This is a genomic window from Micromonospora palomenae (assembly GCF_007829925.1).
Classification (GTDB): domain Bacteria; phylum Actinomycetota; class Actinomycetes; order Mycobacteriales; family Micromonosporaceae; genus Micromonospora; species Micromonospora purpureochromogenes.
Map to the genome: position 1 here is coordinate 325,706 of NZ_VIXA01000002.1, position 12,854 is coordinate 338,559.

Sequence of the window (12,854 nt, forward strand, 5' to 3'; positions counted from 1 at the left end):
ACCGTAACCGGTCACCGCGAGCCGCCGGATCAGCCGCGCGGCCCCGATCCCGGTCCGCGCCCGAACCGGACCGCCACCCGGGCGCTCAGCGCAGGTGCAGCACGTCCCCGGCCGCCAACCGCCGCTCCCCGGCGCCCGTGTCGACCAGCAGCTGGCCGTCGGCGTCCACGCCGGTGGCCAGGCCGGTCAGCTCGGCGCCGTCCGGCAGCAGCACCCGCACCCGCCGGCCGACGGTGGCGCAGGAGGCGACGTAGGCCTCCCGCAGCCCGCTGGCCACCGCGTCGCCGCCGGCGGTGCGCCAGCGGTCGTACCAGTCGGCCAGCGAGCGGAGCAGCGCACGCAGCAGCGGGTCCCGGTCGGTGGCCGTCGCGCCGGCCAGTTGCAGCGAGGTGGCCGGCAGGCCGGTCCGGTTCTCCGGCAGCTCGTCGGCGCGGAGCGTGACGTTGAGCCCGATCCCGAGCACGATCGCCGGCGGCTGCGCCGGGGACGTGCCCGGCACCGCCTCGGCCAGGATGCCGGCGCACTTGGCGTCGTCGACCAGCAGGTCGTTCGGCCACTTCAACCGGGCCTCCAGCTCGGCCAGCCGGGCCACCGCCTCGACCAGCGCGACGCCGGCGAGCAGCGGCAGCCAGCCGTACCCGGTGGCGGGGGCCGGCGGCCAGCCGCGGTCGGCGACGGCCTCGCCGGGCCGGAGCAGGACGCTGGTCGCGATGCCGGCGCGGGCCGGCGACTGCCAGACCCGGCCGCGCCGGCCACGCCCGGCGGTCTGCCGCTCGGCGACCACCACCAGACCCTCCGGCTCGCCCGCCCGGGCGGCCGCCACCGCGTCGGCGTTGGTGGAGCCGGTCTCCGCCCGCAGGTCGAGCCGGCGCCAGGGCCCGTGCGGCGCGGTCAGCGCGCGGGCCAGCCGCGCCGCCGACAGCGGCGGGCGGTCCAGATCGGTGTACGGCGAGCCCGGCATCCCGTCAGCCTACGGGCCCGGCGACGGAGGGTATTGAGGCGTACTGCACACCGGCGTCGTCCTGAACCATCGTTATATTCCCTGGGTGACTACCGAGACCGGGATCAACATCCACAGCACCGCGGGCAAGCTGGCGGACCTGGAGCGACGGGTCGACGAGGCGGTGCACGCCGGGTCGGCGCGCGCGGTCGAGAAGCAGCACGCGCGGGGTAAGAAGACCGCCCGGGAGCGGATCGAGCTGCTGCTCGACGAGGGCTCCTTCGTCGAGCTGGACGAGCTGGCCCGGCACCGGTCGACGGCCTTCGGGCTGGAGAAGAACCGCCCGTACGGCGACGGCGTGGTCACCGGCTACGGCACCGTCGACGGCCGGCAGGTCTGCGTCTTCGCCCAGGACTTCACCGTCTTCGGCGGCTCCCTCGGCGAGGTCTTCGGCGAGAAGATCGTCAAGGTGATGGACCTGGCCATGAAGATCGGCTGCCCGGTGGTCGGCATCAACGACTCCGGCGGCGCCCGGATCCAGGAGGGCGTCGCCTCCCTCGGGCTCTACGGCGAGATCTTCTTCCGCAACGTCCGGGCCAGCGGCGTCATCCCGCAGATCTCGCTGATCATGGGCCCGTGCGCGGGCGGCGCGGTCTACTCCCCGGCGGTCACCGACTTCACCGTGATGGTCGACCAGACCTCGCACATGTTCATCACCGGCCCGGACGTCATCAAGACGGTCACCGGCGAGGACGTGGCGATGGAGGAGCTGGGCGGCGCCCGCACCCACAACTCGCGCAGCGGCAACGCGCACTACCTCGCCACCGACGAGGAGGACGCGATCGAGTACGTCAAGGCGCTGCTGTCGTACCTGCCGTCAAACAACCTCGACGAGCCCGTCGTGTACGAGGCCCCCGCCGACCTCGACATCTCCGACGAGGACCGGGAGCTGGACACGCTGATCCCGGACTCGGCCAACCAGCCGTACGACATGCACCGGGTCATCGAGCACGTGCTCGACGACGGCGAGTTCCTGGAGGTGCAGCCGCTCTACGCGCAGAACCTCGTCATCGGCTACGGCCGGGTCGAGGGGCGCCCGGTCGGCGTGGTGGCCAACCAGCCGATGCACTTCGCCGGCACCCTGGACATCGCCGCCAGCGAGAAGGCCGCCCGGTTCGTGCGGACCTGCGACGCGTTCAACATCCCGGTGCTGACCTTCGTGGACGTTCCCGGCTTCCTCCCCGGCACCGGCCAGGAGTGGGACGGCATCATCCGACGCGGCGCGAAGCTGATCTACGCGTACGCCGAGGCGACCGTCCCGAAGGTCACCGTGATCACCCGCAAGGCCTACGGCGGCGCGTACGACGTGATGGGCTCCAAGCACCTCGGCGCGGACCTGAACTTCGCCTGGCCGACCGCGCAGATCGCGGTGATGGGCGCGCAGGGTGCGGTGAACATCCTCTACCGCTCGGAGCTGGCGGGCGCCGAGGACCCGGCCGCCGTCCGGGCCGAGAAGATCGCCGAGTACGAGGACACCCTGGCCAACCCGTACATCGCCGCCGAGCGCGGCTACATCGACAGCGTGATCCCGCCGCACGAGACCCGCGCCCAGATCGTCCGCGCGCTGCGGGTGCTGCGCACCAAGCGGGAGACCCTGCCGCCGAAGAAGCACGGCAACATCCCGCTGTAACTGGTGTTACCGGAGATCCCCGCGTCCCTCGTGGTCGCGGGGATCTTCCGGTTCAGCAGCGCGGGTTGGCGGCGGCGCAGAGCCGACCGGCGGCGGTGCGACCGAGCCCCTCCAGGTCGGCCCGGCTCAGGCCGGGGCCGGGGCCGGTGTCGTCGACCTTGACGGCGGCCGGCCCGGCGGTGATCACGGTGACCAGGTCGCCGACCCGTACCACCATGGTGGCCTCGACCTTCGGCGCGATCTTGGGTGCGGTGCCGTCGACGACGCTGGCCGGCGGCAGCGACACGTGGCGCAGCAGCACCGACTCGTCGCCGGCGAAACCGCTGGCCGACCGCTCCCACCGGTGCGGGGTCACGGTCGGCACCGTCCGGCCGCCCCGCTGCCCCGAACCGCTGACCTCCCACCGGGCGCAGGCGTCGAGCAGCAGGGCGACGGCGCCGAAGAGCAGCGGGCCCTGGCCCGGATCGATGCGGTAGACATCCTGGGTGAGCAGCGGTGGCGCGACCGCGCCGACCGGCAGCAGCAGGGTCTGCGACCGCGAATGGCGCGACGTCGCCAGCGACGCCACCCCCCGCTCCCGGCCGCACGCCTCCAGCACCGGATCGACCCGCACCGCCTCGCCGAGGCCGGACGCCCCGAGCTGTGCACCGGTCGTCAGCCGCACGTCCCGCGCCGACAGCAGCGCCTCCGGCGGGATCTCGGCCGACCGGGCGGCCACCGTCGGAACGGGAACGCCCGCCACCGGCGGCGCGGGAGACACCGGCCGGCCCGCCACCGCGTACGCCGAGCCGGAGAGCACCGCGAGCACGGCGGTCGCCGCCAGCGCCGCCGTACGTCGGCTGCGTCGCCGAGCGCGGGCGCGGATCTTCTCCGGCTCGGCCCAGCGGACCCCACCGAGGTCCCGGTGCAGCCGGTCGACGAAGTGCAGGTCCTCACGCATCAGGCCTCCTCCAGGTCAGAGACGGCGAGCAGCCCGGCCAGCGCGGCGCGCCCCCGGGAGAGCCGGGCCTTGACCGTGCCGACGGGGGCCTCGGTCTGCCGGGCCACCTCGGCCACGGGCATGCCGAGCAGGTAGTACAGGGCGAGCGCGGTGCGCTGCTCCTCGGGGAGCCGGCGCAGCGCGGCGACCACCTCGACCGTGTCGACGCCGGGGCCGGGCACGCTCTCCTCGACTCCGTGCCGCAGATACGCCCGGGCGCGGCTGCGCAGGCTGCGCCAGCGGCTGACCGCGATGCGCGACGCCACCACCCGCACCCACGCCTCCGGGTCGTCGTACCCGCTCACCGTCGACCAGCGCTGCCAGGCCCGGATGTACGCCTCCTGGACGGCATCCTGCGCCTCGGTCACGTTGCCGGTCAGCACGTAGACGAAGCCGAGCAGCCGTTGCCGGCTGCCCCGGTAGAACTCGTCGAACCCGTCGACGTCGGGCACGTGCTCACCTCCCGTGGCGTTCGGAGGAGACACGCGCGGCGGCACCACGCCGGTTGCCGGATCAGCCGATCATCTTCGCCAGCTCGGCGGGCGGGAAACCGCCGGCCGGGATCCGCTCCCGGGCCGCCCGGCGCACCGCGTACGCGACGGCGGCGTTGGCCGGGGTCGGCACCCCGTGCAGCCGACCGAGCAGGACGATCTCGCCGTTGAGGTGGTCGACCTCGGTGGAGCCGACACCCCGGGCCAGGCTCTGCCAGGTGGAGCTGCCGGACCGCTCCTGCCCGTCGACCGGCCGGTGCCCGACCCGGTCGCCCCGCTCGGCGGCCTCCTCCTCGGTGCTGGTGTGCGCGATCCCGGCCGCGGCGAGCACCGCCTGCCCCTCCACGCGGACCCGGTCGCGCAGGTCGGTGGGGACGTCCCCGCCGAGCAACGCCTGCAGCCCGTTGCCGAGGTTGGCCAGCAGCTTGCCGTACTTCCACCGCATCACGTCGTCGCGCACCGGGGCGACGAAGCCGGCGCCGGTGAGGTCGGCGGCCACCGCGTGGTCCAGCGCGTCCGAGCCGGCCGGGTAGCGCCCGAGGTGCAGCATTCCCGGGTGCGGGTACCCGTTGGCGACGACCACGCCCGGCTCCAGGTGGGTGGCGGGCAGCCAGACGCAGACCGCGTGCACCCGGGCGAAGAGCCGCAGCGCCGCCGGCTCGTTGGCCACCCCGTTCTGGGCGGTGAACAGCGGCAGCCGTTCCCCCGCCGTGCCGCCACCGGCGACCGGCGCGTCCGCCCAGACGGCCAGCGCGGCCGCGGTGTCCTGCGACTTGACGGTGAGCACCAGGACGGTGTCGGCGGGCAGCGGCCGCTCCCCGGGAGCGTCGGTGGCCGGCCCGCGCCAGGTCGCCGTGCGGTCCGGGGTGCGCAGGGTCAGCCCGCGCCGCCGGATCGCGTCCAGGTGCGCGCCGCGGGCCACCAGCGTCACGTCGTGGCCGGCGTCGGCCAGCCGCACGCCGATGGTGCCGCCGACCGCGCCCGCCCCGATGATCACGTACCGCATGCGGCCATTCTGCTCCCCCGATCGGTCAGAGGGTCAGGCCGGCGTCGGTGAGGATCGGGCCGGCGAGCAGCGCCGCGCCGACGGCCAGGGCGAGCAGGTTCACCAGGGCGAACACGGTCACCCAGAACAGCGCCGGGAACGGGGTCAGCCGGGCCAACTGGTCCGCGTCGGACTGCGGCATCCGTCCCCGGCTGCGCAACCGTTGCAGCTCCACCACCGGCCGTACCCCGCCGAGGAGCAGGAACCAGACGCCGGTCCAGGCGAAGGCGGCCTGCACCTGCGGCGAGGCGTACCAGGAAACGGCGAGCACCACGCCGCCGGTGACCAGCAGCGACAGCACGCCGAAGACGTTGCGGATGAGCACCAGCATGGCCAGCAGCAGCGCCACCGCGAGCCAGAGCAGCAGGGTGATCCGGTTGCCGCCGAGCAGCCAGGCCCCGGCGAGGCCGACCAGCGACGGGGCGACGTACCCGGCCAGCAGGGTGAGGATCATGCCGGGGCCGCTGGGGCGGCCGGCGGAGAGGGTCAGGCCGGAGGTGTCCGAATGCAGCCGGATGCCGTGCAGCCGGCGTCCGGTGAGCAGGGCGGCGAGGGCGTGGCCACCCTCGTGCGCGATGGTCACCGCGTTGCGGGCGACCCGCCACGGCAGTCGGGTGGCGACCACCACCAGCGCGACGACGGCGGTGACCAGGACGAGCAGCGGGGGTGGGTCGGGCTGCGCGCCGAGAAGCTTGTCCCAGAGGTCGCCCAGCCCGTCGATCGACACCATGGGCGGGGAGCCTACCGGCACGCCGCGGCTGACCGATACCGATCAGGCGGCAAGCCACATACGGACGTCGATGAAAATTTCCTTAACCCCTCTTGCGATCTAGGGCAACTAGCTCCAAGGATTGGCGTCAATCAATCGGCGACCCCGGAGGCATCCATGACCCGTCCCACGTTTTCGCTGCGCCGGCTCCTCGCCGCCGGCCTCACCGTCGTCGCCACCGCGGCGGCGGCCCTCGTCGTCACCGCCGCACCGGCGGCCGCGGCCACCACCCCCGGCATCGACGTCTCCCACTACCAGGGCACCATCAACTGGACCAGCGTCCGCAACTCCGGCATCCAGTTCGCCTTCATCAAGGCCACCGAGGGTACGAGCTACAAGGACCCGAAATTCAACGCCAACTACACCAACGCCTACTACGCTGGCGTGATCCGTGGGGCGTACCACTTCGCCCGGCCGAACATCTCCGCCGGCTCGACCCAGGCCAACTACCTGGCCTCCAACGGCGGTGCCTGGTCGGCGGACAGCCGGACCCTACCGGCGGCGCTGGACCTCGAGGCCAACCCGTACAGCGGCGGCTACTGCTACGGCCTGAGCACGACCGGCATGCGGAACTGGGTCCAGGACTTCCTCAACACGTACCGGTCCCGCACCGGCCGGTACGCGGTCATCTACACCACGACGAGCTGGTGGAACCAGTGCACCGGCAGCTGGTCCGCGCCGTGGGCGAACCACCCGCTCTGGATCGCCCGCTGGTCGAGCACCGTCGGCACCCTGCCGGCCGGCGCCCCGTTCTGGAGCTTCTGGCAGTACACCAGCACCGGCTCCGTCTCCGGGATCAGCGGCAACGTCGACCGCAACTACTGGAACGGCGACCGGACCCGGCTGATCGCGCTGGCCAACAACACCTGATCCGCAGCGCCGCACGCGTCGGCGGCAGCGGGACCGGTGATCAACCCGGTCCGGCTGCCGCCGTCGTCCGTTCGCGTTCAGGCCCTCCGTCGCGTGGCCATCGACACGGGCACGGCCTCCTCGCCGGCCAGTGCGGACCGCCGGGACAGGCGCCAGGCGGCGACTCCGGCGGCGGTGACCGTCACGACGGCGAGCAGCGCCACCAGCGCCGGCATACCGGCACTGACGAGCAGCAGAACGATGTCGCCGAGGGCAACGAGCATCCACAGTGCCAGCCGGGGGCGGGCGTCCTTGCGTCGGTAACCCATGTCGTGCCTCCTTCCGTCGTCGCGGGAGAGATACCCCGGACGACGGAAGGTCATGCGAACCCATTTCACACGGACGCGATTCCCGTGCGTCAGCCCTGCCGGTCGGGCTCGAACCCCTTGACGATCTGGTCGAACGTGGCGAGCTGCGCCGTCCAGTCCTTCTGGGCGACCTCCCACCGGATGGCGTAGCCCCGGTTGCTCGCCGTGACGAAGCCCCGGTTGCGCACGTGGATGCGGGTGTTGTCCCGGCTCTCCAGCCACTCCCAGTCCGCGCAGGTCCGGTGCCAGTCGCAGCGCTTGATGCCGAGCAGCTGGTAGTTGCTGACGAACTTGCGGCGGTCCGGCTCGATCGCCTCCCAGTCCGCGACCGCGTCGGGCTTCGGGTTGCTCGTCCACTGCACGAGCATCTCGCCCACCCCACCACGCTGAAAGAACACGACCGTGTCCGAGCCGGTGCGGCTGACGCTCCAGCCCGGCGGGAGGGGAATCGAGAAGGTCGGCCCCCTGTGCAGGCTCCAGCCCGCCGGCAGCGCGTTCGGGTCCGTCGACGGGGTGGCCGAGGGCGTCGGACTGGGCGGGGCGGCGCTGGTCGGCGCGGGCGCGGCGGGCGCGGTCGTCGGGGCGGCGGCCGAGGTCGCGGCGGCGCCGGTCGGGCCGGCCTGCTGCCCGCCCTGCTCCGGGTCGTCCTCGCCCCGGCCGAGCAGCGGCACGAGCACCGCGAGACCCACCAGCAGCGCCAGCACCAGCGCGCCGATCAGCAGGTTCCGCTTCTGCCGGCCCCGCTTCGTCCCGTCGTACACGGCACCGGGAACCCGCTCGGCGGGCGCGGGCGCCGGGCTCACCGGAGCCGGCATGACCGACGTGGGGGTGCTCGGCTTGTTCGGCCGGTCCACCTTCGCCGTCGGCTCGGCGTCGGCGGCCGGCCGCGGCGGGTCGACCTTGGCCGTCGGCCCGGCGTCGACGCTCGCCGGCACCTTGCTCGTCTCGTCCTCGGTGGTGGTGGCGGCGACGCCGGCCGCCGCGGCGGCAGCCGCCGGGGCCTGCTCGGCGCGCGGCGCGGGTGGCTTCGGGGCCGACTCGGCGCTCTGCTCGGCCGGACGCGGGGCCGGCACCAGCGGCTTGCGCGGCTCGCGCGGACCGTTCGGCCCCGGCCGGCGTACGCCGTCCAGCAGCGAGATTCCCTTGGCGCGCTTGCCGCCGGCCCGGCGCAGCAGGCGCTCGGCCACCTCGGCGGTGATCCGCTCGGTCGGGTCCTTGCGGAGCAGGCCCTGGAGCACCGGCTTGAGCGGCCCGGCGTTCTTCGGCGGCGGCAGCGGCTCGGTGGCCAGCGCCGCCAGGGTGGCGATCGCCGACGGCCGGGCGTACGGCGACTTGCCCTCCACGGCGGCGTAGAGCGTCGCGCCCAGCGACCACAGGTCCGCCTCCGGACCGGCCGTGCCGTCCTTGGCCCGCTCCGGCGCGATGTACGCGGGCGAGCCGAGCACCATGCCGGTGCGGGTCACGTTCGGGTCGCCCGGGATGGTGGCCAGACCGAAATCGGTCAGCACCACCCGGCCGTCGTTGCCGAGCAGGACGTTGCCCGGCTTGATGTCGCGGTGCATCACGCCGGCCTTGTGCGCCGCCTTCAGCGCGCCGAGCACACCGAGCCCGATCTCCACCGCGCGTGCCGGCGACACCGGGCCGTCCTCGGCGAGAGTGTCCTGCAACGACTTCGACGCGACGTACTCCATGACGATCCACGGATCGCCGTCGGTGCGCAGCACGTCGAAGATGCGGACCACGTTCACGTGGTTCAGCCGGGCGATCGCCCGAGCCTCACGCAGGGAGCGTTCCCGCATCTCGCGGCGCTCGTCGTTGGTGAGACTGGGTGGCGGGACGAGCTCCTTGATGGCCACGTCCCGGTGCAGCACCTCGTCACGCGCCTTCCAGACCCGGCCCATGCCGCCCTGACCGAGCGGCGAGATGAGCCGGTACCGGTCAGCGACAAGTTGGGGAAGCGCGTCAGACATCGCAGAGACGGTACCCGGCCCCACCGATGCTCACACCGCCGGCACGCCACTGTGCGGTGAAGGTCAAGTTCGCGACGCGTACGCTGACACCATGTCTGCCGAAGAGCCGCTGTTCCGAGTCGTCCGGGGCGTCCCCACCGCCGACGAGTTGGCCGCGCTGGTGGGTGCGATCGTCGTCCGGTCCCGACCGGCCGCCGCGCCCGCGCCGGTGGCCACGTCCGCCTGGGCGCGCAGCGCCCGACCGACCGTCGCGGCGCCCTCCGCCGGACCCGGCGCGTGGCGCGCCTCCGGCCTCCCCCGCTGACCCTTCCGCCAATCCGACCGGACTGAGCTGGGGCGCGACCACCGTGATGTCCTCAGGACTGCCGAGATCGCTCCGCACCCATTAACCTCACTCAGGGAAACGGGGCCGTGACGGGTAGGGAGGATCGATGATCCCTGAGGAGGACCGGCCAGCTTCCTGGCTGCGCGACTACGGCGGCATCGAGGCCGACATCCGCCAGATGAGCGAGTTCGCCGATCGGCTCCAGGCCGAGGTCGAACGCAACTACGCGCCACACCTGTCGTACATCGCCGACGACATGAGAGCACCCGTACCCAACCCGTGCGACGCCTTCGTCGAGCTGGTGCAGTTCCTGCACGCCCATTGGGAAACCCAGCAGGCCACCGCGAACATGGTGCACGACCTGGGCGGAGCCACCGGCCACCTGGCCTCGGCGGCCGGCCGGATCGCCTCCGACTACCGGGGAGCCGACGCCTTCGCCTCGGCCCGGGTCGCCGACGTGGAAGCGGCGCTCGCCAACCCGTACTCCACGATGTCCGGTGGCCGGGCCCGGCTGCCCGACCCCACCGGCCCGAACGGCGGGCCGGTGGTGCTGCCGTGATCGACAGGGGCAGCGGCCGGACGTCCGGCCTCACCGACTGGCAACTGATGGACGTGCTCAGCATGTGGGCCTGCGTCCAGGACCACGAGACCCAGGGGCACTGGAAGCAGGTCGCCGGCTGGCGCAAGGTCTGCGACCTCGCGATGAACCACCTGCGGCGGCTGCACGAGTACCGGCGCGGCCTGGCCGAGGCGTGGCCCCCGGAGACCAACGCGGCCGCGCGGGCGTACCTGGGCGAGCTGGACCAGCTCATCGACCGCGTCCAGCACACCCACGACACCGCCGCCGCCAACCACGACGCGCTCGCCGCCGCCACCCGCGCCATCGACAGCGCCCGGCCCGAGTTGAAGAGCCTCTACGAGCAGTACTCGACGAAGCTCCAGCAGAAGCGGTCGTACGAGGCGACGCTGGCGGATCCGAAGGCGGCGGCCGGCAGCCGGGTGGTCGATCCGCCGGTGACGGACGTGGAGTTGGAGCAGCTGAACACGAAGGCCCGGGGGATCATGTACGGGCTGAGCGGCGAACTCCAGCAGGCGCAAGTGATGCTCCAAAAGCCCCCGGCCGTCCGGCCTCACCCGAGGATCGAGGAGGCTGGACGGGATCCCTACGGCTCCGTCGGCGCAGCCCCGGTCATCCCGCCGATCGTTCCCGTACCCGTTGCAAGCTCTCAACAGGTGGTTCGTCGGGCAGCCCCCGCCGAGCGAGTTACGGCACCCATCGCCCCTTCAGTCGGACCTGTTCTCGGTGCAGGACCAGTGTTGGGAGGAGCAAGCACTGGCGTTGCGCCTCCCCCCGCCGGAACAGCCCTCCCAAGCGTGGCTTCCCCTACAACGTCGGCATCTCCCTCGGGAGTCAACATTGGAATGCCTCCGGCCTTGCCGCCAGCGGCGAAATCTGGACGCCTGCCGAATGCCTCCATCCGGGGTGGGCTCGGACCTAACAGTGGGGTAAACGGACAGCCGCACATCGGTCCTCCACGCCCGATGGCTCCTGGCGGCCTAATAGGCGGGGTGCCTGGCATGGGCCTGGGGCAGCCAGGCGGCAACCCGCCACCACGGCGGGTAAACCCGCTCGGCGGCGTAATTGGCGGGGGCGGTGCCGGTACTTCACCGACTGGCGCAGCAGGCTCTCGTCCCGGCAACGGCCGTGCCTCAAACCTGGTCGGCTCGCATGGCATTCCGCCCATTGGCGGCTCGCCGGGCAATCTCAATGCTTCGGGAGTGCATCCAACGTCTGGGCGGAGCGGCCGGCAGCAGAGCAATGACGAGGCCCGACGCTGGGACCCCGACCACCCTTGGGAGACCGACGAGGGAGTCTCCCCGGTAGTGCGCCCGCCCGATGATGACGGTCCGATCGATCCCGGGCCGGCTATCGGCTTCCATCGGTGACTAGCCCCGAGGGGCGACTGACCTACGCCCTCGCAGCCGCATCGACGGCTCTACTGGCCATGGTCCTGTCGACACTCCCAGCACTCCCCTCGCAGGCCGCACCGACACCCGATGGCTCTACCCGTGTCCGTGGCGATCAATGGCACTTGCGCTACCTGAGAGCCGCAGAGGCCCAGAGGGTCAGTCAGGGTGAGGGTGTTGTAGTTGCCGTTCCTGACACGGGAGTGGATCCTCATCCTGACTTGGTAAATAACCTCTTGGCCGGCGCGGACATGATCCCGGGTGGAGGCGGTGACGGGCGACGAGATGAAAATAGCCATGGCACTTGCATGGCGGGTCTCATCGCCGCTCACGGACGCGGCGATATCGGGGCCCTGGGAATTGCCCCTAAGGCAAAGATTTTGCCCATCTACGACACCCCTCCCAATGGCCTGGGCCAGCCGGACGATCTAGCCAAGAGCATCGAATACGCAGTACGTAACGGCGCCGACGTGCTCAGCGTCTCGACGACAGGATCTCCCACCGTCGCGATGCAACAAGCCATCGAGACCGCTCTAAATTCGGACGTCGTGGTCGTAGCAGGGGCAGGCAACGCGCCCCGCGAGGACCGAGTTAGCTACCCAGCATCGGCGGATGGCGTCATAGCAGTCGGTGGCGTCGACAGCAGAGGAAGGCATGCCGAAGTCTCGGTAACGGGTCCGGAGGTAGATGTAGTAGCACCTGCGGTTGGCATCTATTGCACGAGCATGAACGGCCGGTATCGAGAAAGCACAGGTACGTCTGACGCAACAGCTATTGTTGCAGGGGCGGTGGCCTTAATAAGAGCTAAGTACCCGGACCTGCCCGCTTCTGAGGTCGTACACCGACTCACCGCCACCGCTGTCGACAAAGGCCCGCCCGGCCGCGACGACGAGTACGGCTACGGCGTCATCGACCTGGTGGCAGCTCTGACCGCCGACGTACCCCCGCTCCCGCCCGACTGGGCGACGGCGACCCCACCCTCGAACACCACACCCGCCACGACGGTGGCGGCCGAGCCTGCCGGCGACGGGAGCGATGACAACTCGACCGCCCGAGGCCTGGCCACGCTGGGCGTGATCGTGGCGGCGGCAGGCGGCTACCTGCTCTGGCGGCGACGCCGCGACGCTGACGACCCGCCGCCACGGATCAGCCGTTGACGACCGGCGTCCACCGCTTCCGAGTGGATGAGGTGTTCGACCTGACCGCCCGGCGCGGGCTCGTCGCCTGCGGGACCATGCTCGACGGCACACCGGTCAGCGGGCTCAGCTTCGTGGACGAGTTGACCGGCGCGCCGATCCGAGTCATCGGCGTCGACTTTCCCACCCCAACGACACAACGCACCGGCCAGCATCTCCTCGTCGTCTCCCGCGAGGACGCGGCGCTGGTCCGACCGGGCCGGGTCTGGGCAGGGCAGGTCGTCTCCGGGTCCTGATGCCCGGCCGGTCGCCCGCCCGTCTCCT

Annotated in this window: 14 protein-coding genes; 7 read left to right on the forward strand and 7 right to left on the reverse strand. The window is 72.2% G+C overall.

The window, feature by feature from the left end; all coding sequences use genetic code 11:
* Nucleotides 1-85: 85 nt before the first annotated feature.
* Nucleotides 86-961: a biotin--[acetyl-CoA-carboxylase] ligase gene (locus tag FHX75_RS12425; RefSeq protein WP_154939567.1), complete on the reverse strand. Its 876-nt coding sequence runs from the start codon at nt 959-961 to the stop codon at nt 86-88.
* An 85-nt stretch (nt 962-1,046) separates the two neighbouring features.
* Between FHX75_RS12425 and FHX75_RS12430 the strand changes: the two genes are divergently transcribed.
* A complete protein-coding gene (locus FHX75_RS12430; RefSeq protein ID WP_154939569.1) occupies nt 1,047-2,630 on the forward strand; it encodes an acyl-CoA carboxylase subunit beta in 1,584 nt (527 codons plus the stop codon).
* Nucleotides 2,631-2,682: 52 nt separating this feature from the next.
* Here FHX75_RS12430 and FHX75_RS12435 read toward each other — a convergent pair whose 3' ends face one another.
* The 4 genes from FHX75_RS12435 to FHX75_RS12450 form a co-directional block, all read right to left on the reverse strand.
* Nucleotides 2,683-3,570, reverse strand: a complete 888-nt coding sequence (locus tag FHX75_RS12435) for a hypothetical protein (protein ID WP_154939571.1) — start codon at nt 3,568-3,570, stop codon at nt 2,683-2,685.
* A complete protein-coding gene (locus FHX75_RS12440) occupies nt 3,570-4,061 on the reverse strand; it encodes a SigE family RNA polymerase sigma factor (protein WP_154939573.1) in 492 nt (163 codons plus the stop codon). The genes FHX75_RS12435 and FHX75_RS12440 overlap by 1 nt, the downstream gene beginning before the upstream one ends.
* A gap of 61 nt (nt 4,062-4,122) precedes the next feature.
* The gene (locus tag FHX75_RS12445; protein WP_154939576.1) at nt 4,123-5,106 is read right to left on the reverse strand and encodes a ketopantoate reductase family protein; all 984 of its coding nucleotides are present in this window, start codon (nt 5,104-5,106) and stop codon (nt 4,123-4,125) included.
* Nucleotides 5,107-5,131: 25 nt separating this feature from the next.
* On the reverse strand, nt 5,132-5,875 hold the full coding sequence (locus tag FHX75_RS12450) for a M50 family metallopeptidase (protein ID WP_154939578.1): 744 nt from the start codon (nt 5,873-5,875) through the stop codon (nt 5,132-5,134).
* 156 nt (nt 5,876-6,031) lie between these two features.
* Between FHX75_RS12450 and FHX75_RS12455 the strand changes: the two genes are divergently transcribed.
* Nucleotides 6,032-6,784, forward strand: a complete 753-nt coding sequence (locus FHX75_RS12455; protein WP_154939580.1) for a GH25 family lysozyme — start codon at nt 6,032-6,034, stop codon at nt 6,782-6,784.
* A gap of 77 nt (nt 6,785-6,861) precedes the next feature.
* Here the strand turns inward: FHX75_RS12455 and FHX75_RS12460 are convergent, their stop codons facing one another.
* Nucleotides 6,862-7,092, reverse strand: coding sequence for a hypothetical protein (locus FHX75_RS12460; RefSeq protein WP_154939582.1), 231 nt, complete (start codon nt 7,090-7,092; stop codon nt 6,862-6,864).
* An 89-nt stretch (nt 7,093-7,181) separates the two neighbouring features.
* Nucleotides 7,182-9,101: a serine/threonine-protein kinase gene (locus FHX75_RS12465; protein WP_154939584.1), complete on the reverse strand. Its 1,920-nt coding sequence runs from the start codon at nt 9,099-9,101 to the stop codon at nt 7,182-7,184.
* A 91-nt stretch (nt 9,102-9,192) separates the two neighbouring features.
* Between FHX75_RS12465 and FHX75_RS12470 the strand changes: the two genes are divergently transcribed.
* The 5 genes from FHX75_RS12470 (at nt 9,193) to FHX75_RS12490 (ending at nt 12,826) form a co-directional block, all read left to right on the forward strand.
* On the forward strand, nt 9,193-9,405 hold the full coding sequence (locus FHX75_RS12470) for an acyl-CoA carboxylase subunit epsilon (RefSeq protein WP_154939586.1): 213 nt from the start codon (nt 9,193-9,195) through the stop codon (nt 9,403-9,405).
* A 127-nt stretch (nt 9,406-9,532) separates the two neighbouring features.
* Entirely contained in the window at nt 9,533-9,985 is a 453-nt protein-coding gene (locus FHX75_RS12475; protein ID WP_154939588.1) for a hypothetical protein, read from the forward strand.
* Complete coding sequence (locus tag FHX75_RS12480; protein ID WP_154939590.1) at nt 9,982-11,373, forward strand: hypothetical protein; 1,392 nt, start codon at nt 9,982-9,984, stop codon at nt 11,371-11,373. Before FHX75_RS12475 ends, FHX75_RS12480 begins: the two co-directional genes overlap by 4 nt.
* A 59-nt stretch (nt 11,374-11,432) precedes the next feature.
* Nucleotides 11,433-12,551, forward strand: a complete 1,119-nt coding sequence (locus FHX75_RS12485) for a S8 family serine peptidase (RefSeq protein WP_154941943.1) — start codon at nt 11,433-11,435, stop codon at nt 12,549-12,551.
* A 23-nt stretch (nt 12,552-12,574) separates the two neighbouring features.
* Nucleotides 12,575-12,826 (forward strand): hypothetical protein, encoded by a 252-nt coding sequence (locus tag FHX75_RS12490; protein ID WP_246157984.1) that lies wholly within the window; start codon nt 12,575-12,577, stop codon nt 12,824-12,826.
* Nucleotides 12,827-12,854 lie beyond the last annotated feature (28 nt).

Coding starts and splice junctions, on each gene's coding strand:
- FHX75_RS12425 (WP_154939567.1), bottom strand. CDS start 961: ATGCCGGGCTCGCCGTACACCGATCTGGACCGCCCGCCGCTGTCGGCG.
- FHX75_RS12435 (WP_154939571.1), bottom strand. CDS start 3,570: ATGCGTGAGGACCTGCACTTCGTCGACCGGCTGCACCGGGACCTCGGT.
- FHX75_RS12445 (WP_154939576.1), bottom strand. CDS start 5,106: ATGCGGTACGTGATCATCGGGGCGGGCGCGGTCGGCGGCACCATCGGC.
- FHX75_RS12450 (WP_154939578.1), bottom strand. CDS start 5,875: ATGGTGTCGATCGACGGGCTGGGCGACCTCTGGGACAAGCTTCTCGGC.
- FHX75_RS12455 (WP_154939580.1), top strand. CDS start 6,032: ATGACCCGTCCCACGTTTTCGCTGCGCCGGCTCCTCGCCGCCGGCCTC.
- FHX75_RS12460 (WP_154939582.1), bottom strand. CDS start 7,092: ATGGGTTACCGACGCAAGGACGCCCGCCCCCGGCTGGCACTGTGGATG.
- FHX75_RS12465 (WP_154939584.1), bottom strand. CDS start 9,101: ATGTCTGACGCGCTTCCCCAACTTGTCGCTGACCGGTACCGGCTCATC.
- FHX75_RS12470 (WP_154939586.1), top strand. CDS start 9,193: ATGTCTGCCGAAGAGCCGCTGTTCCGAGTCGTCCGGGGCGTCCCCACC.
- FHX75_RS12475 (WP_154939588.1), top strand. CDS start 9,533: ATGATCCCTGAGGAGGACCGGCCAGCTTCCTGGCTGCGCGACTACGGC.
- FHX75_RS12485 (WP_154941943.1), top strand. CDS start 11,433: ATGGTCCTGTCGACACTCCCAGCACTCCCCTCGCAGGCCGCACCGACA.